The organism is Streptomyces sp. NPDC002788 (genome assembly GCF_053592115.1).
The window spans coordinates 1-19718 of the sequence record NZ_JBSFVB010000021.1 but is presented as its reverse complement, the minus strand read 5'-3'; the positions used below and the strand labels follow the sequence as shown (position 1 = coordinate 19718).

At 71.7% G+C, this 19718-nt stretch carries 22 protein-coding genes and 1 tRNA gene; 10 read left to right on the top strand and 13 right to left on the bottom strand.

Annotation, left to right across the window (positions count from 1 at the left end; all coding sequences use genetic code 11):
• Window positions 1-102: 102 nt before the first annotated feature.
• The gene (locus tag ACWD1U_RS31510; protein ID WP_451112680.1) at window positions 103-1317 is read right to left on the bottom strand and encodes an acyl-CoA dehydrogenase family protein; all 1215 of its coding nucleotides are present in this window, start codon (window positions 1315-1317) and stop codon (window positions 103-105) included.
• A 5-nt stretch (window positions 1318-1322) separates the two neighbouring features.
• Window positions 1323-2357: a phosphotransferase family protein gene (locus ACWD1U_RS31505; RefSeq protein ID WP_451112678.1), complete on the bottom strand. Its 1035-nt coding sequence runs from the start codon at window positions 2355-2357 to the stop codon at window positions 1323-1325.
• A 202-nt stretch (window positions 2358-2559) separates the two neighbouring features.
• Between ACWD1U_RS31505 and ACWD1U_RS31500 the strand changes: the two genes are divergently transcribed.
• Window positions 2560-3504 (top strand): NADP-dependent oxidoreductase, encoded by a 945-nt coding sequence (locus tag ACWD1U_RS31500; RefSeq protein WP_451112677.1) that lies wholly within the window; start codon window positions 2560-2562, stop codon window positions 3502-3504.
• A gap of 4 nt (window positions 3505-3508) precedes the next feature.
• Here the strand turns inward: ACWD1U_RS31500 and ACWD1U_RS31495 are convergent, their stop codons facing one another.
• The 4 genes from ACWD1U_RS31495 to ACWD1U_RS31480 all read right to left on the bottom strand — a co-directional run bounded on the left by ACWD1U_RS31495 (window position 3509) and on the right by ACWD1U_RS31480 (window position 6074).
• Window positions 3509-3838 carry a DUF202 domain-containing protein gene (locus ACWD1U_RS31495; RefSeq protein ID WP_451112855.1) on the bottom strand — a complete coding sequence of 110 codons (330 nt, stop codon included), beginning with the start codon at window positions 3836-3838 and terminating at the stop codon, window positions 3509-3511.
• Between the two features lie 2 nt (window positions 3839-3840).
• Entirely contained in the window at window positions 3841-4233 is a 393-nt protein-coding gene (locus tag ACWD1U_RS31490; RefSeq protein ID WP_451112675.1) for a YidH family protein, read from the bottom strand.
• Between the two features lie 292 nt (window positions 4234-4525).
• The gene (locus ACWD1U_RS31485; protein WP_451112673.1) at window positions 4526-5041 is read right to left on the bottom strand and encodes an NUDIX hydrolase; all 516 of its coding nucleotides are present in this window, start codon (window positions 5039-5041) and stop codon (window positions 4526-4528) included.
• 124 nt (window positions 5042-5165) lie between these two features.
• Window positions 5166-6074 carry a DMT family transporter gene (locus ACWD1U_RS31480; RefSeq protein ID WP_451112671.1) on the bottom strand — a complete coding sequence of 303 codons (909 nt, stop codon included), beginning with the start codon at window positions 6072-6074 and terminating at the stop codon, window positions 5166-5168.
• A 366-nt stretch (window positions 6075-6440) separates the two neighbouring features.
• Here ACWD1U_RS31480 and ACWD1U_RS31475 point away from each other — a divergent pair, with 366 nt between their 5' ends.
• From ACWD1U_RS31475 to ACWD1U_RS31460, 4 genes are all read left to right on the top strand, one after another.
• Window positions 6441-7391 (top strand): hypothetical protein, encoded by a 951-nt coding sequence (locus ACWD1U_RS31475; RefSeq protein WP_451112669.1) that lies wholly within the window; start codon window positions 6441-6443, stop codon window positions 7389-7391.
• A 35-nt stretch (window positions 7392-7426) separates the two neighbouring features.
• A complete protein-coding gene (locus ACWD1U_RS31470) occupies window positions 7427-8962 on the top strand; it encodes an APC family permease (protein ID WP_451112667.1) in 1536 nt (511 codons plus the stop codon).
• 111 nt (window positions 8963-9073) lie between these two features.
• Window positions 9074-9799: a molybdopterin-dependent oxidoreductase gene (locus ACWD1U_RS31465; protein ID WP_451112665.1), complete on the top strand. Its 726-nt coding sequence runs from the start codon at window positions 9074-9076 to the stop codon at window positions 9797-9799.
• Window positions 9783-10406 (top strand): cytochrome b/b6 domain-containing protein, encoded by a 624-nt coding sequence (locus ACWD1U_RS31460; protein ID WP_451112663.1) that lies wholly within the window; start codon window positions 9783-9785, stop codon window positions 10404-10406. The genes ACWD1U_RS31465 and ACWD1U_RS31460 overlap by 17 nt, the downstream gene beginning before the upstream one ends.
• A gap of 75 nt (window positions 10407-10481) precedes the next feature.
• Here the strand turns inward: ACWD1U_RS31460 and ACWD1U_RS31455 are convergent, their stop codons facing one another.
• From ACWD1U_RS31455 to ACWD1U_RS31440, 4 genes are read right to left on the bottom strand one after another with little or no spacing between them, the layout of a single operon-like run.
• A complete protein-coding gene (locus ACWD1U_RS31455; RefSeq protein ID WP_451112853.1) occupies window positions 10482-11513 on the bottom strand; it encodes an L-idonate 5-dehydrogenase in 1032 nt (343 codons plus the stop codon).
• 17 nt (window positions 11514-11530) lie between these two features.
• Window positions 11531-12295 carry an SDR family oxidoreductase gene (locus ACWD1U_RS31450; RefSeq protein WP_451112661.1) on the bottom strand — a complete coding sequence of 255 codons (765 nt, stop codon included), beginning with the start codon at window positions 12293-12295 and terminating at the stop codon, window positions 11531-11533.
• 13 nt (window positions 12296-12308) lie between these two features.
• Entirely contained in the window at window positions 12309-13706 is a 1398-nt protein-coding gene (locus ACWD1U_RS31445) for a GntT/GntP/DsdX family permease (protein ID WP_451112660.1), read from the bottom strand.
• Window positions 13707-13757: 51 nt separating this feature from the next.
• Window positions 13758-14276 (bottom strand): gluconokinase, encoded by a 519-nt coding sequence (locus tag ACWD1U_RS31440; protein WP_451112658.1) that lies wholly within the window; start codon window positions 14274-14276, stop codon window positions 13758-13760.
• 137 nt (window positions 14277-14413) lie between these two features.
• Here ACWD1U_RS31440 and ACWD1U_RS31435 point away from each other — a divergent pair, with 137 nt between their 5' ends.
• Window positions 14414-15115: a FadR/GntR family transcriptional regulator gene (locus ACWD1U_RS31435; RefSeq protein ID WP_451112656.1), complete on the top strand. Its 702-nt coding sequence runs from the start codon at window positions 14414-14416 to the stop codon at window positions 15113-15115.
• Here the strand turns inward: ACWD1U_RS31435 and ACWD1U_RS31430 are convergent, their stop codons facing one another.
• Both ACWD1U_RS31430 and ACWD1U_RS31425 read right to left on the bottom strand, forming a co-directional pair.
• Window positions 15116-15490 (bottom strand): YchJ family protein, encoded by a 375-nt coding sequence (locus ACWD1U_RS31430; RefSeq protein ID WP_451112654.1) that lies wholly within the window; start codon window positions 15488-15490, stop codon window positions 15116-15118.
• 63 nt (window positions 15491-15553) lie between these two features.
• A tRNA-Leu gene (locus tag ACWD1U_RS31425) sits at window positions 15554-15638 on the bottom strand.
• Window positions 15639-15834: 196 nt separating this feature from the next.
• Between ACWD1U_RS31425 and ACWD1U_RS31420 the strand changes: the two genes are divergently transcribed.
• From ACWD1U_RS31420 to ACWD1U_RS31410, 3 genes are all read left to right on the top strand, one after another.
• Entirely contained in the window at window positions 15835-17160 is a 1326-nt protein-coding gene (locus ACWD1U_RS31420; protein ID WP_451112652.1) for a M20/M25/M40 family metallo-hydrolase, read from the top strand.
• A gap of 151 nt (window positions 17161-17311) precedes the next feature.
• Entirely contained in the window at window positions 17312-17545 is a 234-nt protein-coding gene (gene chpH / locus ACWD1U_RS31415; RefSeq protein ID WP_451112650.1) for a chaplin ChpH, read from the top strand.
• A gap of 131 nt (window positions 17546-17676) precedes the next feature.
• On the top strand, window positions 17677-18555 hold the full coding sequence (locus ACWD1U_RS31410; RefSeq protein WP_451112648.1) for a chaplin: 879 nt from the start codon (window positions 17677-17679) through the stop codon (window positions 18553-18555).
• Between the two features lie 94 nt (window positions 18556-18649).
• On the opposite strand, the gene ACWD1U_RS31405 is transcribed toward ACWD1U_RS31410, so the two are convergent.
• Window positions 18650-18838, bottom strand: coding sequence for a DUF5703 family protein (locus ACWD1U_RS31405; RefSeq protein ID WP_010045410.1), 189 nt, complete (start codon window positions 18836-18838; stop codon window positions 18650-18652).
• Window positions 18839-18885: 47 nt separating this feature from the next.
• On the opposite strand from ACWD1U_RS31405, the gene ACWD1U_RS31400 reads away from it, so the two are divergent.
• Window positions 18886-19587 carry a hypothetical protein gene (locus tag ACWD1U_RS31400; protein ID WP_451112646.1) on the top strand — a complete coding sequence of 234 codons (702 nt, stop codon included), beginning with the start codon at window positions 18886-18888 and terminating at the stop codon, window positions 19585-19587.
• Window positions 19588-19718 lie beyond the last annotated feature (131 nt).

Sequence of the window (19718 nt, the reverse complement as noted above, 5' to 3'; positions counted from 1 at the left end):
GGGCTCCAGGGGCGGAGCACCCTGCGGGGCCGATGGGCGGAGCCCCTGCAGAGGGGAAGGGCAGGGGCGGCGGGGGCGAAAACCCTCCGCCGCCCGGCTGCGTCACACGTACCGCTTCAGCTCCCGACGCGCCAGCGAGCGCTGATGCACCTCGTCCGGCCCGTCCGCGATCATCAGCGTCCGCGCCCCGGCGTACAGCTCGGCCAGCGGGAAGTCCTGGCTCACCCCACCCGCGCCGTGCAGCTGGATCGCCCGGTCGAGGATGTCGACGACCGCCCGCGGCGTGGCGATCTTGATGGCCTGGATCTCCGTGTGGGCGCCCCGGTTGCCGACCGTGTCCATCAGCCAGGCCGTCTTCAGCACCAGCAGCCGCAACTGCTCGACGGTGACCCGCGCGTCCGCGATCCAGTTGTGGACCACGCCCTGCTGGGCCAGCGCCTTGCCGAAGGCCGTACGGGACGCCGCCCGCTCGCACATCAGCTCGATCGCCCGCTCCGCCATGCCGATCAGCCGCATGCAGTGGTGGATCCGGCCGGGACCGAGCCGGGCCTGGGCGATGGCGAAACCGCCGCCCTCCTCGCCCACCAGGTTCGACACCGGCACGCGCGCGTGGTCGAAGATCACCTCGGCGTGGCCGCCGTGGTAGTGGTCCTCGTAGCCGAAGACCCGCATGGCGCGCTTGATCGTGACACCCGGGGTGTCCCGGGGGACCAGCACCATGGACTGCTGGCGGCGGATGTCCGGCCCCTCCGGGTCGGTCTTGCCCATGACGATGAAGATCTTGCAGTCGGGGTGCATCGCCCCGGAGATGTACCACTTGCGGCCGGTGATGACGTACTCGTCGCCGTCCCGCTCGATGAGCGTCGTGATGTTCGTGGCGTCCGAGGAGGCCACCTCCGGCTCGGTCATCGCGAACGCCGAGCGGATCTCGCCGGCCAGCAGCGGCTCCAGCCACTGCTTGCGCTGCCGCTCGTCGCCGAACTGGGTCAGCACCTCCATGTTGCCGGTGTCCGGCGCCGCACAGTTCGTCACCGTCGGCGCCAGCTGCGGGGAGCGGCCCATGATCTCGGCGAGCGGCGCGTACTGGAGGTTGGTGAGCCCGGCCCCGTACTCGGAGTCCGGCAGGAACAGGTTCCACAGGCCCTGCCTGCGGGCCTCGGCCTTCAGTTCCTCCACCACGGGCACGGTCTCCCACGGCGAGGCCAGCCCGGCGCGCTGCTCGTGGGCGACGGCCTCGGCCGGATAGACGTACTCGTCCATGAAGGCGAGGAGTGTGGCGCGCAGCTCTTCGGTGCGCGCGTCGAAAGCGAAGTCCATACGGATCAGCCCTCCTGGAGGCCTTCGTTGAGCGTGGTCAGTCCGTGCCGGACGAAGACGGGCACGAGGTCGCCGATGCGGTCGAAACCGCGCCCGACCGTCTGGCCGAGCGTGTAGCGGTAGTGGATGCCCTCCAGGATCACGGCGAGCTTGAACCAGGCGAACGCCGTGTACCAGGAGACCGCGCAGACGTCGCGCCCCGAGCGCGCGGCGTACCGCTCGATGAGTTCGGACGGCGCCGGATGCCCGGGCGCCTCGGCGGTGGTGGAGACGGGGGACTCGGGCATGCCGAGCGGCATGCTGTACATCACCAGCAGGCCGAGGTCGGTGAGCGGGTCGCCCAACGTGGACATCTCCCAGTCGAGGATCGCCCGGATCGAGTCGTCCTCGCCGATCAGCACGTTGTCGAGCCGGTAGTCGCCGTGCACGACGGCCGGGGCGGGGGAGCGGGGCAGCTCGCGCCCGAGCGCGGCGTGCAACTCGTCGATGCCGTCCAGGTCCCGGTTGCGGGAGGCGTCCAGCTGCTTGCCCCAGCGCCGCAGCTGCCGGTCCAGGAAACCCTCGGGCCTGCCGAAGTCCCCGAGACCCACCTCGCCCGGGTCGACCGCGTGCAGCTCGACCAGCGCGTCGACCAGGTTCAGCACCGCGCCCCGGGTCCGCTCCGGTCCTAGCGGGACGAGCTGGTCGGCGGTGCGGTACGGGGTGCCCTCCACGTACTCCATGACGTAGAACGGCGCCCCGAGCACCTCCTCGTCCTCGCACAGCAGCACCGGGCGCGGCACCGGCACGGCGGTCGGGTGCAGCGCGCTGATCACCCGGTGCTCGCGCTTCATGTCGTGCGCGGTGGCCAGGACGTGGCCGAGCGGGGGCCGTCGTACGACCCACTGCGCGGTGCCGTCGGAGACCGCGTAGGTGAGGTTCGACCGTCCGCCCTCGATCAGCCGGCCGGACAACGGGCCGTTCACCAGGCCGGGCCGCTCGCGGCCGAGCAGGCCGCGCAACCGGTCGAGATCGAGTCCGGGCGGGTGATCGGGGCTCATGCGTCGCTCCTACGGGCAGGCAGGTGAACGGTTCCCGACTCATGATGCCGACCGGTCGGTATGTCGTCCAGAGCAGGGCCGAAACGTGATCGGAGCCACGATAGGCCGACGCGCCCCGCCGCGGGGCGCCGGGGAGGTTCCGGCCGGTTCGTTCAGGCCATCCGGCTTGCGTGCCGCCCGGGGAGCCCGGAAGGTCGGACCCATGAAGGCCATCAGCTACTCACGGTACGGCGGACCCGAGGTGCTGGCGTTCGGGGAGGTGCGCGATCCCGAGGTCGGTCCGGACGCGGTGCTGGTGAAGGTACGGGCGGCGGCCGTGAACCCCGTCGACTGGAAGGCGCGCGAGGGCCACCTCGACGGCCTTATCGCCCCCGTCTTCCCCGTGGTGCCCGGCTGGGACGTCTCGGGCGTCGTCGTGCGGCCCGGCGTGGCCGTCTCGGAGTTCGACGTCGGGGACGAGGTCATCGGATACGTGCGCGAGGACTTCCTCTCCCGCGGCACCCTCGCCGAGTACGTGGCCGCACCCCTGCGCACACTCGCCCGCAAGCCGCGCAACCTCTCCTTCGAGGAGGCGGCCGGACTGCCCCTGGTCGGACTCACCGCCTACCAGGTGCTGCGCAAGGTGCTCGAGGTGAAGAGGGGCGAGACCGTCCTGGTGCACGCCGCGGCCGGCGGCGTCGGCTCCCTCGCCGTGCAATTCGGCAGCCACCTCGGCGCCCGGGTGATCGGCACGGCGAGCGAGTCCAACCACGACTTCGTCCGGAGCCTCGGCGGGGAGCCGGTGACGTACGGCGAGGGCCTGGGCGAGCGGGTGCGGGGGCTGGCGCCCGAGGGCGTGGACGCGGTGTTCGACACCGTCGGCGGGGACGCGCTGAAGGTCTCGGCGAACCTGCTGGCCCCCGAGGGCCGTCTGGTGTCGATCGCCGACCACGAAGTCGTGAACTACGGCGGCCGCTACTACTTCGTCCGCCCGGACGCCGAGGACCTCCAGCGGCTGTCCGAACTGGCCGAGCAGGGCGTGGTGAGCGTGCACGTCGACGCGACGTTCCCGCTGGAGCGGGCGGCGGACGCGTATCGGCTGAACCAGGAGGGCCGCACGCGCGGCAAGATCGTCGTGACGGTGGACTGGGAGCGCGACGGCCCATGAGGACCTAGAGCACGAGTGCCGCCCCGCACACCGCCATCGCCACCGTGCACAGCGCCGCCGCCGTGGCGTACCGGGGCGCGAACGCCGCGGGGCTGGGGGTGGCCGCGAGGGTGCGGATCCTGCGGTGGGCGACGCCGAGGAAGCCCAGCCAGAGCATACAGCACAGGGCGCAGGCGAGAATCCCGGGGGTCGATGCCCCGCCGTGCAGCACGGTCTTCACGGCGAGCACGGCGGCGACCGTGCCGGACAGCGTCGTACGGCGCCACGCGAGCCGGGTCCGCTCCGGCTGCAGTCCGGGATCGCGGTCGGGGTCCCGTGGCGGGGCCGTCGGCATGCTCACCCCTCCCACCCCACGAGCACCACGAGCACCATGGCGACGGCCACCACCGCGACGACGAGGCCGAGCAGCGCCGGGAACCGGGAAACCGGCAGGTCCTCACCCCGCCGCATGGCCCGCTCGCAGCGCACCCAGTGGTTGACCGCCCGCAGCGAGCACAGCACGCCCGCGGCCAGCAGCGCGAGCGCCAGCCCGACCCGCCAGCCCCAGCGCAGGTCCGGCAGGAACTGGTCCACGGCGAAGCCCCCGCCGATCAGCGCGAGCGCGGTGCGCAGCCAGGCCAGGAAGGTGCGCTCGTTGGCCAGCGAGAACCGGTAGTCGGGCGTCTCCCCGTCCTGCCGGACTTCCGCGGGTGCGAACCACAACCGGACGTTCCGTACGAACTCGATCACGTGCGCGACCCTACCCGTGAGCCGCTCGCCGGCGTCGACAGTCCCCCCGGCCACGGTTTCCGGGCATGGAGGTCCCCTCGTCACCGGCCGGGTGAGCAGGGCCCGGCCACGGCATCGCCCCGGCCGAGCACCAGCCGGACCTGCCCGGGTTCTGGCCGGCGTACTTCGGCGCGCTCCGGGACCCGTGCGCACGGGAGCCCGGGCTCTTCGGTGCGACCCGGAGGTCGTCGACGCGGCCGTCGAGACGCTGCACGAGTCCGCGGCAGGGAGCGCCCCCTCCGCGACACCCTGCTCAGCCCCCCGACCGGAACGCCTTGAGCCGCTCGTACGCCGCCAGCCCGTCCGGCACCCACTCCCAGTCGTCCAGGCGCCGCTCCACCTCGTCCTCGCGCAGGAAGTCGTACCAGGCCACCTCCTCGGCCTGCGGCTGTACGGGCAGCTCGCAGCGGACCTCGTACACCGCCGACCACCAGCTCCGGCCGGCGCCGTCGTCGTAGAGGAACTTGAAGAGGTGACGCGGGCTCGGCAGGCCGCTCACCCCCAGTTCCTCCTCGGCCTCGCGCAGCGCCGCCGTGTCGTAGGACTCGCCCGCGCCGACGACTCCGCCGACGAACATGTCGTGGAGGGAGGGGAAGACCAGCTTGGTGGGCGTCCGCCGGTGCACGAAGATCCGGCCCTCGGCGTCCCGGGCCTGGATGAACACGCAGCGGTGCCGCAGCCCCGCGGCGTAGGCCTCGCCCCGTGGGGACTGCCCGATGATCTGGTCGTTCTCGTCGACGATGTCGAGGATCTCGTCAGCAGCGCTCATGGCCTCATCCAAGCAGGACCCGGGGCGCGGTGGGGGCTCTGCCCGTCAGGGTGACGCCCGGCTCACCGCCGGGGAGCCCACCCGTGGTCGCGGTATCGCCGGACGCGGTGGGGGGCTCTGCCCGTCAGGGTGACGCCGGGCTCACCGCGGCGGAACCGGGCCGTGCCCGCTCGGTCGCCGTCCCGGTCGGCATCGCCGGGTGCAGGCCCAGCAGCACGATCCCGACGACCACGGCCAGCAGGCCACCGGCCTCCCAGCCGAGCGCCACCGCGTCGGTGCGCAGCCGGTCGCCCAGGAAGCCGACGCCGCAGATGATCCCCGCCAGCGGCTGGGCCGCCGTCAGGGCGGGCAGCGACTTGCGCAGGGACGCGGTCTCGAAGGCGCTCTGCACGAGGACGAGCCCCGTGACGCCCAAGGCGAGGACCGCGTACGGCTGCCAGCCGGTCATCAACTCGGCGAAGCCGCCCTCGGTGAACTTCTGTCCGCTCACCCGGGTCAGGGCGTCCTGCACTCCGTACAGCAGCCCGGCGGCCAGCGCCAGCAGGACCGGACCGGAGCTCAGCCGGGACCGCTTGCCGTGAGTCGTGAGCAGCAGGGCGAGCCCGATCATCGCTCCGATGATCAGCCACTGCCGTACCGGGTCGGCCGTCGCGGCGCCGCCCTGCGGCCGGCCCGCCACGATGAACGCCGTCACCCCGCCCGCCAGCAGCAGCAGGCCCGCCCAGCCCTGGCGGCCCAGTGGCTGCCGGGTCTGCCTTCGGGACAGTGCGAGCGCGAACAGCAGGTTCGTCGCCAGCAGCGGTTCCACCAGCGACAGCTCACCCTGCCCCAGCGCGGCGGCGCCCAGGGCCATGCCGACCACCATCAGCGCGATGCCGCCGAGCCAGCGAGGCACCTTCACGAGGTCGATCAGCAGCCGGAAGGAGAGGAAGTCGCTCAGCGGGGCCCGCTGGGCCGCGTTCTGCTGCAGGACGAAGCCGAAGCCCAGACAGCAGGCTGCGCTCAGAGCGAGCGCCAGGACTGGAACCGACACGCGGTGTACCTCGATGATCAGGTCGGGTCACGGTTGCGTGAGGGCCGACTGTACCGGCCTGCTCCGCCCGGCGCGCCCACACGTCCTGCCATCGTCGGGGGCGGTCCCGGGCCGCGCCATGACGCACGTCACAAAGGGGTGAAACGGATAAATCGGATCGCGCTGGCCGGGTTCTCGGAGCCACCGTCCGGTCACGAGACCCTCACGAATAACACCAGTTGACGCGTGTAACGCGCCGGCGGCCCTTGACGCCAACCGTTGGCGGGGGGTTGGCTTTCCGTGATCGGTTCATGTCAGTGCGCAACGCGCGCCCCATCGACCGCCGTGAGTCGAAACACAAGAAGAGCGCGTGAGGAAGTTCCCGCGGTGCCCCCACCCCCGCCTCCCCTCGGCCGCGGCCGCAGACGCCCGGCGCAGGCCTTCGACGAGGCCCTCGACGACGCCGAGCTCGCGGCCGCCCGCTCCGCGCTGGCGCAGGGCCGCTGGCAGAACGCCCGCTCCCTGCTGCTCCACACGGGCGACGACTGGGACCGGCGCGGCCACCGGGTCTCGGTCCTCGCGCGGGATTCCTACAGCGCCGCCTGGGCGCGGGAGTGGCTGCTCGCCGAGCCGGAATCCGCCGACGCCTCGGTCCTCCTCGCCCTCGCCCGGGTCCGGCGCGTGCTGCAGGGCAAGGGCAAGCCGGTCCGCGCCCGCGAGGCCTGCCAGGACGCCGCCGCCCTGGCCCCCGCCGACCCCACGCCCTGGCTCGGCCTGCTCATGCTGGAGTGCGCGGTCGGAACCGACGCGGACGCGGTGCGGACCTTCGAGCAGGTCCGCGTCCGGTACGCCGACCACCACCACGCCCACCATCTGATGGTCACCCGGCTCGCCGGACGCCGCACGGAGGCCGGCCCCGACCCGCTGCACGAGGTCTACGACTTCGCCAACTGGGCCGCCGAACAGGCACCCGCCGACTCCCCGCTCGCGATCCTGCCCGTCATCGCCCACGCCGAGCGCTACCGCGTGCTGGCCGCCGCCGGGCACCAACCGGCCGACCCGGCCGCCTCGGGCCACTGGACCGGCCGCCGCGCCCGGCAGGTGATGAAGGCCGCCTTCGACTGGTGGCTGGAGTGGGAGCTGGAGGGACACCCGCGGCGGCTGATCGACCTGAACTACCTCGCGCACGCCAAGTTCTGCGAGGGGCGGGGTGCCGAGGCCGCCGCCCTGTTCCACCGGATCGGCCGCCACGCCACCCCGGCGCCCTGGTCGTACCCGGACCGCGACCCGCACACCGCCTTCGCCGCCGCCCGCGCCGGCGCGCTCGGCACGGCCTGACCCCTACGGATTCCAGAAGTGAGGACGCTCTCCCGATGACCACGGACAGTTCGAGCACGAGCACATCCGCCGCCGGCGGCATCAGTACGTTCAAGGGGCGGGAGCGCGCGCTGCGCGCCGACCGGCTCGGCACTGGCGGCCTGCTGCTCTCCGTCCTCGCCGCGACCGCCCCGCTCATGGTCGTCGCGGGTGTCATGCCCACGACATTCGCGGTGATGGGCATCGTCGGCCAGCCGTTGCTCTTCGTCGTCCTCGGCGTCGTTCTGGTCCTGTTCAGCATCGGTTACGCCGAGATGAGCCGCCACGTCCACAACGCGGGCGCCTTCTACGCGTACATCTCCCGCGGCCTGGGCGGCACCGCCGGCGCGGGCGCCGCCCTGGTCGCCCTCGTCGCCTACAACGCGCTCCAGGCCGGCATCTACGGCATCTTCGGCTTCGAGGTCTCCGGGCTCCTCGCCACCTACGCCGAGATCGAGGTCGCCTGGTGGATACCGGCCCTCGTGGCCGCGTTCGCCGTCGGCCTGCTGGGCTGGCTGAAGATCGACGTCAACGCGCGCGTGCTCGGCGTGCTGCTGGTCATCGAGGTGCTCCTCGTCGTGATCTTCGACATCGCCGCCCTCGCCGACCCGGGCAAGGAGGGCCTGTCGCTGCACGCGTTCAACCCCGACACCCTGACCGGCGCGGGCGTCGGTACCGCCCTGTGCTTCTGCGTCGCCGCGTTCCTCGGCTTCGAGCAGGCCCCCGTCTACGCGGAGGAGACCAGCCGCCCGCACGTCCTGGTGCCGCGCGTGATGTTCCTCGCCGTCGGCGGGGTCGCCGTCTTCTTCGCGCTGAGCAGCTGGGCCCTCACCGTCGCCACCGGTCCCACGGCCGTCGTCGGCACGGCCCAGCAGCAGAGCGCCGGACTGCTGTTCTTCCTCACCGAGTCCCGCCTCGGCGGCACGTTCACCGACGTCCTGCACGTCCTGTTCGTCACCGGCATGTTCGCCGCGCTCCTCAGCTTCCACAACGTCGTCGCCCGCTACGCATTCGCCATGGGCCGCGAGGGCCTGCTGCCCGCCGCCTTCGGGCGCACCAGCGGCGGCAGCGGCGCCCCCGGTACCGGATCGCTGCTCCAGACCGCGGTGGCCGTGGTGGTCGTGATCGCCTTCGCGATCGCCGACGACAAGCCGGTCGGCGACCCGACCGCGCCCGTCCTGCACCTGTTCACCTGGCTCGGCAACATCGGCGCCCTCGGCGTGATCGTCCTGATGGCGGCGGCCTCCCTGTCGGTCGTCGTCTTCTTCGTCCGCCGCGGCGCCGCGGGCGCCCAGGCCTGGCGTCTGGTCACCTCCGCGCTCGCGGGGATCGCGCTGCTCGTGATCGCCGGCTACACGGTGAAGGACTTCGAGGTGCTGGTCGGCGTCGGCCCCGGCTCCTCGCTGAGCTGGGTGCTGCCCGGCATCATCGGCCTCGCCCTGGTCGCCGGCCTGGTCCTCGGCCTGGTGCTGCGCGCCCGCGCGCCCGAGAAGCACGCCCGGATCGGGCAGGGCAACGAGGCGTTCCAGCTCGACAAGGCGGCGTCGTCCTGACCCCGCCCACGTAAGAAGTGGTTACGGAACTCTGACGAGCACCCGCGATCCCTGTCCTGAACGGGCCGCGGGTGTTCGAATGAGTACGTGAACGAGGACGTACACAGGGGTGTGAGCGAAGACCACCCGGAGGAACGGGGCACCCCGGTCGGCCGCCGCGTCTTCCTCGGCACCCTCGCGCTGGGCGCCGTCGGCATCGTCGCCGCGCCCCCTCTGCAACGCGGCCTGGAGGGCTTCCTCGGCAGCGCCGCCGACAAGGACCCGACGGGCCTGACCGGCCTGCTCCCGAACGGCGGCGGCTTCCGCTACTACTCGGTCGCCTCGTCCGTCCCCCGCAAGGACGCCGACACCTACCGCCTCACGATCGACGGCCTGGTCGACCGCCCCACCACCTACACCCTGGCCGCCCTCAAGGCCCTCCCGCAGACCCGTTTGGTCCGCGACGTCCAGTGCGTCACCGGCTGGCGCGTCCCCGACACCCCCTTCGAGGGCGTACGCCTGTCCCGGCTCCTGGACGCGGCCGGGGTCCGCCGCACGGCCCGGGCGATCCGCTTCACCTGCTTCGACGGCACCTACACCGAGAGCCTCACCCTCGACCAGGCCCGCCGCGCGGACGTCCTGGTCGCCCTGCGCATGCAGGACAAAGACCTCGGCCACTCCCACGGCGGCCCGGTCCGCCTCTACGTGGCACCCATGTACTTCTACAAGTCCGCCAAGTGGCTCTCCGGCATCACCGTCACCGACGAGGTCCGGCCGGGCTACTGGGAGGAACGCGGCTACGACATCGACGCCTGGGTGGGCCGCTCGAACGGACGGGACGATGAGCCTACGAGCTGACACGCCGTCAATGACGGTCGGGATCCGGCGCTTCAGCAGGGTGCAGCGCTGGGTCCACCGCACCACGGCCGCGCTCATGGGCGTCTGCGTCGTCACGGCGGCCTGCCTCTACGTCCCCCAGCTCGCCGAACTCGTGGGGCGCCGCGCCCTGATCGTCACCCTGCACCAGTGGTCGGGACTGGCTCTGCCCGTTCCCGTCCTGGCGGGCCTCGCGTCCCGCGTCTTCCGTGCCGACCTCGGCCACCTCAACCGCTTCCACCCGCACGACCGCACCTGGCTGCGCGCCGCCCTGCGCCGCGACAAGCGCCCCGCGTCCCGCCCCGCGGGCAAGTTCAACGCGGGCCAGAAGCTCTACGCCTCCTGGATCGCCGGAGCCACCCTCGTCATGCTCGGCACCGGCCTGATGATGTGGTTCACCCACCTCACCCCGCTCCTCTGGCGCACCAGCGCGACCTTCGTCCACGACTGGCTGGCCCTCACCATCGGCATCGTCCTGGCGGGCCACATCGGCATGGCCCTGGCGGACCCGGAGTCCAGGAGAGGCATGCGCACGGGCAGGGTGAGCCGGGACTGGGCGGACCGAGAGCACCCGCTGTGGCGCCCGTAGGTGCACGCCCTCGGGGGCGCGGGGAACCGCGCGACCAGCCACCACGCACCCGCACCCGCCCGCGACCGACAACCCCTACGGCGCCGGGGCGAAATCCAACAGCACCTTGCACGACCGGCTCCGATCAGCGGCCAGAGCAAAGGCGGCCTCGGCCTCCGCCACGGGAACCACCGCACTGATCAGCCCGTCCAACCCCGGCTCCACCGCCAGCAGAGCCAGCGCCTGGTCGAACTCCCCGTCGAACCGGAACGCCCCGCGCACCTCCAGTTCCCGGCTCACCACCAAGTTCCCCGCGAACGGACTGTGCCCGGCCGGCAGCATGCCCAACTGCACGACGACCCCACCCCGCCGCACCCGCCGGAGACACGCGTCGAGCCCCGCAGCCACCCCGGACGCCTCGATCGCCACGTCCACTTCGGCCGGCCAGCCGCGGTCGTCGGGATCGTCCGCCCGCACGACCGCCCCGGCCCCGGCGATCCGCCCGTACTCCAGCGGCTCGGGCAGCAGATCCGTGACCGTCACCCGCGCGGCCCCGGCCGCCTTCGCCGCCGCGACGACCAGGCACCCGATGGGCCCGGCGCCGGTCACCAGGACATGCCGGCCGGCCACCTCCCCGGCCCGGCGCACCGCGTGCAACGCGACGGACAGCGGCTCGGCCAGCGCGGCCCGCCGCAGCCCGAGCCCCTCCGGCAGGGCCCGCAGCTGCTCGCACGGCACGACCATCCGAGCCGCGAAACCTCCCTGCACATGCGGAAAGCGCGCCGCACTGCCGAGGTACCGCGTGTCCCGGCAGACGTTCCGCCGCCCGTCCGAGCACTGCGGGCACACCCCGCACGGGCTCGCCGGATGCACCGCGACGGCGGCACCCGGCGCGGGCCCGGACGCGCCGGCACCGTACCCGAGCACGGTCCCGACGACCTCGTGTCCCAGCACCATCGGCTCGCGGAGCCGGAAGTCGCCGACCCCGCCGTGCCGCCAGTAGTGCAGATCGGACCCGCACACCCCGCCGTACCGCACGGCGACCAGCACCTGCCCCGGCCCGGGCTCCGGAACCGGCAACGTGGCCACCCGCAGGTCGCCCTGACCATGGATCACGCAACCCAGCATCACAGCCTCCGCGGTGGTCACAGCACGCTCGTCATACCGCCGTCGACGTACAGCACCTGCCCGCTGACGAAGTCCGCGGCGGGGGAGGCGAGGAACAGCACCCCGCCCACCAGGTCCTGCGTACGCCCCCAGCGCCCGGCCGGCGTACGCCCGCGCACCCAGGCGCTGAACTCCTCGTCCTCGACCAGGGGCCGGGTCAGCTCCGTCTCGATGTAACCCGGGCCCAGCCCGTTGACCTGCACCCCGTACGGCCCCCAGTCCGCGCACATGCCCTTGGTGAGCATCTTCAGCGCGCCCTTGGTGGCTGCGTACGGCGCGATCCCGGGCCGTACCACCTCGCTCTGCAGCGAACAGATATTGATGATCTTCCCGTGGCCGCGTTCCGTCATCCCTCGCGCGACCTCCCGTCCGACCAGGAAGGCACTGGTCAGGTTGGTGCCCAGGATCCGGTGCCAGTCGGAGTCGGTGAACTCCAGCAGCGGGGCGCGCAGTTGCATGCCCGCGTTGTTGACGAGGATGTCGAGCGGGCCCACCCGCTCCTCGACCTCGGCGACCCCCGAGGCCACCGAGGCTCCGTCGGTCACGTCGAACGCCGCCGTGTGCACCCGGTCGCCCGGCAGACCGGCGGCCGCCTCGGCGAGCCGGTCATCGGCGCGTCCGTTCAGGACGACCGTGCAGCCGGCCTCCGCCAGACCGCGCGCCAGGGCGAGTCCGATGCCCCGGCTGGAGCCGGTGACCAGGGCCGTACGGCCGCCGATGTCGAAGAGAGGGTGAGCCGTCATCGCAGCGACACTCCTAGATCACGAGGGACAGCAGCAGGACGATGCCGCCGGCGACCACCGAGATGATCGTCTCCATGACCGACCAGCTCTTGATGTTCTGACCGACGCTCAGCCCGAAGTACTCCTTCACCATCCAGAACCCGGCGTCGTTGACATGGCTGAAGAACAGCGAGCCGGCACCGATGGCGAGGACCAGCAGGGCCGCGTGCGTGGTCGACATGTCGGCCGCGAGCGGGGCGACCAGACCGGCGGCCGAGACCGTCGCCACCGTCGCCGAACCGGTCGCCAGCCGGATCGCCACCGCGATCAGCCAGGCGAGCAGCAGTGCGGGGACCGCCCAGTCCCTGGAGATGTCCAGGACCATCTGCCCCACCCCGGTGTCGATCAGCGTCTGCTTGAAGCCGCCGCCCGCGCCGACGATCAGCAGGATGCCCGCGATCGGCCCGAGGCTCTTCTCGACGAGCGGCGAGATGCGCTCCTTGGAGAACCCGGCCGGCCGCAGCAGCGTGAAGATGCCGACCAGCACCGAGGCGAGCAGGGCGATCATCGGCGCGCCGACGACGTCGAAGACGCGCTGGATCAGGTTCTCGGGGTCGTCCACGACGATGTCGACCAGCGCCTTGGCCAGCATCAGGATCACCGGGAGCAGGACCGTGAACAGCGTGGCGCCGAAGCCGGGCCGCTTGTCGAGCTCCTCCGAGGCGCGCTGCGGAATCATCCGGTCCGGGGCGGGGACGTCCACCCAGCGGGCCGCGTACTTGGAGAACACCGGCCCGGCGATGATCACCGTGGGTATGGCGACGAGGACACCGAGGGCCAGCGTCACCCCGAGGTCGGCCTTGACCGCGTCGATCGCGACCAGCGGACCGGGGTGCGGCGGCACGAGGCCGTGCATCACGGACAGGCCCGCGAGCGCCGGGATGCCGATGCGCATCAGCGAGTAGTTGCCGCGCTTGGCGACCATCAGAACCACCGGGATCAGCAGCACGATGCCGACCTCGAAGAACAGCGGCAGCCCGATCACCGAGGCGATGAGCACCATCGCCCACGGCATGGACCGCCCGCCGGCCTTCGCGAGGACGGTGTCGACGATCTGGTCGGCGCCCCCGGAGTCGGCGAGCATCTTGCCCAGGATCGCTCCGAGGGCGATCAGCACGCCGACGCCGGCGACCGTGGTGCCGAGGCCGGCGCTGAAGCTGGTGAGGACCTTGTCCAGAGGCGCCCCGGCGATCGCGCCGAGCGCCAGCGACCCGATGGTCAACGCCAGGAAGGCGTGCAGCTTGAACTTGGTGATGAGCAGGACGATGACGGCGATGCCCGCCAGGACGGCGATGCCCAGCTGAGCGTGGCCGGCCGAGGTGATCGGCTCGGGTGCGTCCGCTGCCAGCATCTCGACGCTGAGTCTGGTCACGGTGGGTTCCCTTGTGTCGAGGGGAGAGGGGGGAGACGGGGCCGGCAGGGGCTACAGGACGGGCTCGGGGAGGTGCTCCAGGGCGTGCGCCGCCCGCTCGGTGATCTCCTCCGGGCTGCCCGCGACATCCACACCGACCCCGGCCTCGTCCGCCTCCAGCGGCTGGAGCGTGGCGAACTGGGAGTCGAGCAGCGCCGTGGGCATGAAGTGCCCCTGCCGGTGCGACATCCGGTCCTCGATCAGCGCGCGGTCGCCCGTGAGGTGCACGAAGACCACGCCGGGTGCGGCGATCCGCAGCCGGTCGCGGTACGACCGCTTCAGCGCCGAGCAGCTGACCACCCCGCCGATCCCGGCCCGCCCGTGCGCCCAGTCACCGATGGCGTCCAGCCAGGGCAGGCGGTCCTCGTCGGTGAGCGGCGTACCGGCCGACATCTTGACGATGTTGGCCGGCGGGTGGAAGTCGTCGCCCTCGGCGTACGGAACGCCGAGCCGGGCCGCGAGCAGGGGACCGATGGTCGTCTTGCCGGTGCCGGCGACGCCCATGACCACGACGACGTGGGGGGTGTTCATCGCTGCCTCACTGTCTGCTGTCTTCGTCGACACGTGATGTCGACGCAACTGAAACCCATTAGGTAGGACTAATTCAAGAGCCTGTGGCGATTAAGTCTGACTTTTCGTCTCCGTGATCTACCCCGTACGCTGAGTGCATGAGCACACCGGGCCGGGGGCTGCACGGCCGTGTACTGGACACCCTCGGCCCCGCGATCACCGCGGGGGAGTACCCGCCGGGCAGCGTCCTGCGCACGGACGAGCTCGCCCAGCGTTTCGACGTGTCACGCTCCGTGATGCGCGAGGCGGTCCGCGTTCTGGAGTCCATGCACCTGGTGGAGTCCCGCCGTCGCGTCGGCGTCACGGTTCGCCCGAAGTCCGAGTGGAACGTCTACGACCCGCAGGTCATCCGCTGGCGCCTGGCCGGTGCCGATCGCCCGCAGCAACTGCGCTCCCTCACGGTGCTGCGCTCGGCGATCGAACCGGTCGCGGCCGGCCTCGCCGCCCGGCACGCCACGTCCGAGCAGTGCGCCGCTCTCACCGAGTGCGCCCTCGGCATGGTCGCCCACTCGCGCGGCCACAAGCTGGAGGGCTACCTCGTCCACGACATGGCCTTCCACCGCGTCATCCTCGACGCCTCCGGCAACGAGATGTTCGCCCGCCTCGGCGATGTCGTCGCCGAGGTCCTGGCCGGCCGCACGCATCACGACGTGATGTTCGAGGATCCCGATCCGGCCGCCGTCACCCTGCATGTCCAGGTCGCGGAGGCGGTACGCGCCGGTGACGCGACCCGCGCCGAGGAACTGACCCGCGAGATCACGGTCGGCGCCCTCCAGGAACTGGACATCCTGGCGCCATAGCTACGGCAGGAACTCCCCGTCGACGTACACCCAGGCCCCGTCGACCCGCTCGAACCGGCTCCGCTCGTGCAGCGATCCGCCCCGGTACGAGGCGCGGAACTCCACGGTTCCGAGGGAGTGGAAGGCGGACCCCTCACTGGTGCCCAGGATCTCCAGCCCGGTCCACCGCGTCCCCGGATCCAGCTCCAGCGTCCCGGGCCGCGTCCGCGGATGCCACGTCCGCAGCAGGTACTCGGGGTCCCCCTTCACGAAGGCGCAGTACCGCGACCGCATCAGGGCCTCGGCGGTCGGTGCGGCGGCGGACCCGGAGTGGTAGCGGCCGCAACATGCCTCGTAGGCCGCGGGGAGTCCGCAGAGGCAGGAACGCCTGGTCATGGTCACCTTTCCACGGCAACGCCTGAGGGCCGTGACCTCGCGGTCACGGCCCTCAGCTTCATGTGTCCGAGGGGGGACTTGAACCCCCACGCCCGATAAAGGGCACTAGCACCTCAAGCTAGCGCGTCTGCCATTCCGCCACCCGGACAAGGTGTCTGTCGCGTGGGTTCTCCCCGCGGCGACGACGTAAACATTACCAGGCTTTCCGGGGTGGCCGATCACCCCCCGCCGACACCCCGGCAGGGCGTGAACGCCGGGTGACGGGCCGGGAGCGCTCTTGGGGAGCGGGCCGGGGAGAGGGAGGATGAGGGGGACCCACCAGCAGTGACACCGGGAGGAAGCACGTGAGCGAGACGGACACGGCCAGGAGCGTCACCGGCGAGGACGAGGTCGTGGACCTCTGCCGCGAGCTGATCCAGATCGACACCAGCAACTACGGCGACCACTCGGGTCCGGGCGAGCGCAAGGCGGCCGAGTACGTCGCCGAGAAGCTCGCCGAGGTCGGGCTCGAACCGCGGATCTTCGAGTCCCACCCGGGCCGCGCCTCGACCGTGGCCCGGATCGAGGGCGAGGACCCCTCCCGGCCCGCGCTCCTCATCCACGGCCACACCGACGTCGTACCGGCCAACGCGGACGACTGGACCCACCACCCCTTCTCCGGCGAGATCGCCGACGGATGCGTGTGGGGCCGCGGGGCCGTCGACATGAAGGACATGGACGCGATGACCCTCGCGGTCGTACGCGACCGGCTGCGCAGCGGACGCAAGCCCCCGCGCGACATCGTCCTCGCGTTCCTCGCCGACGAGGAGGCGGGCGGCACGTACGGGGCCCGCCACCTCGTCGACAACCACCGGGACCTCTTCGAGGGTGTCACCGAGGCGATCAGCGAGGTGGGCGGATTCTCGTTCACCGTGAGCGAGGAGCGGCGGCTGTACCTGATCCAGACGGCCGAGAAGGGCATGCACTGGATGAAGCTCACCGTGGCCGGCACGGCCGGGCACGGGTCGATGATCCACCGGGACAACGCGATCACCGAGCTGTCGGAGGCCGTCGCGAGGCTGGGCCGGCACAAGTTCCCGGTACGGGTCACCAAGACCACCCGCGCCTTCCTCGACGAGCTCGGTGACGCGTTCGGCACGGAGCTCGACCCTGAGGACATGGAGTCGACCCTGGCCAAGCTCGGCGGCATCGCCAAGCTCATCGGCGCGACCCTGAGCAACACGGCCAATCCCACGCAGCTCGGTGCCGGCTACAAGGTCAACGTCATCCCGGGCGAGGCGACCGCCCACGTCGACGGCCGGTTCCTGCCCGGGTTCGAGGACGAGTTCCTCGCCGATCTCGACCGCATCCTCGGCCCCAAGGTGCGGCGCGAGGACGTCCACGCCGACAAGGCCGTCGAGACCACCTTCGACGGGGCGCTCGTGGAGGCGATGCAGTCCTCGCTGCTGGCCGAGGACCCGACCGCCAAGGCGATCCCCTACATGCTCTCCGGCGGGACGGACGCGAAGTCCTTCGACGACCTGGGCATCCGGGGCTTCGGCTTCGCGCCGCTGAAGCTGCCCCCGGAGCTGGACTTCGCCGGCATGTTCCACGGCGTGGACGAGCGGGTTCCGGTGGAGGGCCTGAAGTTCGGCGTGCGGGTGCTCGACCGGTTCATCGACGCGTCCTGAAACCATCCGCCCCGAATCACCAGCATTCGGTCACGCGTGCGAGATCGACTGAGAAGAGTGAATGCGACGATAAGCTCGTAGCCTCATTACTCCCTCCTCGTTACAGGTAATGCGATCGCAAGATGGGTCGCTTTGCCAACTAGGAGGAATAATGATCAAGAAGGTCGTCGCTGCTGCGGCTGCCACCGGTGGGCTGGTCCTCGCGGGCGCGGGCATGGCCGTCGCCGACTCGGGTGCCCATGGTGTCGCCGCGCACTCCCCGGGTGTCGTGTCCGGCAACGTCATTCAGGTGCCCGTTCACGTCCCGGTGAACGCCTGCGGCAACACGGTCTCCGTGATCGGGCTGCTGAACCCCGCCTTCGGCAACACCTGCGTCAACAAGTGACGCTCCCCTCTCTGTAAGAGGGAGTTCAAAGCCACCGGTCCCGGAGCGCGTGCCATGCGCTCCGGGACCGAACGCTTCTTTCGGGGAATTCGAGAAGAATTCGAAACAGGGTCGAAGGCAGGTATTCAAGAATGCGACAAGTCACCCGCAAGGGTCTCATGACCGTGGCGGCCGCGACCGGCGTGATCGCCGCCGCGGGCGGCTCCGCGCACGCCGACTCGGGCGCACAGGGTTCCGCTTCGCGATCGCCCGGCGTGCTGTCCGGGAACTCGGTGCAGGCGCCGGTGCACGCGCCGGTCAACGTCTGCGGGAACACGGTCAACGTCATCGGCGTGCTCAACCCCTCGATGGGCAACTCCTGCGCCAACCAGGGCGGTGGATCGTCGCCGGGGGGGTCCGGCGGTTCAGGCGGCCACGGCGGCTCGCACGCGGGCGGCCACGCCGCCGACTCGCCCGGCGTCGGATCGGGCAACCACATCCAGGCCCCGATCCACGCCCCGGTGAACGTCTGCGGCAACAGCGTCGACATCATCGGCATCGGCAACCCCAGCACCGGCAACGACTGCGGTAACGGCGGCTCCGGCGGTCACCCCACGAACCCGCCCGGCGGCGGCGAGACGCCCGGGCAGCCGGGCAACCCGGGCAACCCGGGCAACCCGGGCGGTCCGGGCGGTCCGGGTGGTCCCGGTAACCCCGGTAACCCGGGGGATCCCGGCAACCCCGGCAACCCCGGTAACCCGGGGGATCCCGGTAACCCGGGCGATCCCGGCAACCCGGAGGGGCCTGGCCGTCCGGGTACCCCGGGCACGCCGCCCGGCGCGCACGTCGACCCGCCGGGCGGCTCCTCGCACGGCAACCAGCCGGGCGCCAACTTCATCACCGAGACCAAGGGCGACGCCCAGCTCGCGAGCACGGGCAGCGAGCTGCCGCTCGGCCTCGCCATCCCGGCCGGTGCGGGCGCTCTGCTGGCGGGCGCGATTCTGTACCGCAAGGCGCGCGCCTCGGCCTGACACCGCCGGCCATACGAGCCCGAGGTGCACGGAGCGGGCCCCGTCGACGCGGGGCCCGCTCCCGTATGTGCCTTCTCCGGTGCGCCGTCTCAGCTCACCACGTGGCCCGCACCTGGCGGATGATCCGTCGGCGCAACCGCACCTTGCGGCTGCCGTCGCGCAGCAGGCTCAGACGGTGCAACTCCCAGTGTCCGTACTCCGCATGGTCCGTCAGCAGACGTGCCGTCTCCTTGCGGGAGACCCCGCGAGGTACGTACACGTCGACAAATTCGTATTCCGGCATCGCATCTATTGTGCGGGCTGGGGCCTGGTACGGATAGCGTCTGCACTATGTCTGATGCTGCGCAGCCCACCGCTGCCGAGGTACGCGCCGCCGCCGAGGCGGTCAAGACCGCGCTCGACCGCCACCTGGCCGCGGTCGAACGCAGGTCGGGGGAGGACGACCCGGCCGTCTACGAGGCGTTCAACCAGCTGGCCGCGGCCGCAGAGGTGTACGACGAACTGCTCTACGACCGTTATGACGAGGTCACGCCCTTCGAGATCCCCGGTACAGAGGACGCGTTGCCCCCGTACAAGGGCCCCGAGGAACCGAACGCACTGAGCGTACTGATCCGCCGCGACTACGCCGTCGCCGAACCGCAGCGGCTGCTGGCGCAGGCACAGCGGATCGAGGCGGCCGACGGCGACGAAGGCTCCCCGGCCTCCGGGACGGTCCACGGCGCGCTCGGCCTGCTCTTCGGCGAGTTCGAGCCCGACGAGATCGCTTCCCGGCACAAGGAGTTCGGGCTGGAGGAGGGCGATTCCACGCTCTGGGTGACGGCGGCGGACGAACCGGCCGAGCCCGGCGAGTGGCTGGAGGCGCCGTTCGAGCAGGTCGATCCGCAGCAGGTGGTCTGCCGCTTCGACGTCAGTGCCGTCTTCGACGACCTCGAAGACGACGATGACGACGAGGGGGAGGACCTGGAGGACGAGCTCGACACCGACCTGGACGAGGACGAGGATCTGGAGCCGCTGGACGGGGACCGCCGCTGAGGCACGCACGGTGGCGGCCAAGAGGGGCGGTGGTCACGGGCCCGGGCCCGATCGAGGCGTCGCCCGAGGTCCGCGAGAAGGTCTTCGCGGACTTCAAGCAGGGCGCCAAGGAGTCGGCGCTCGGCCGCCGC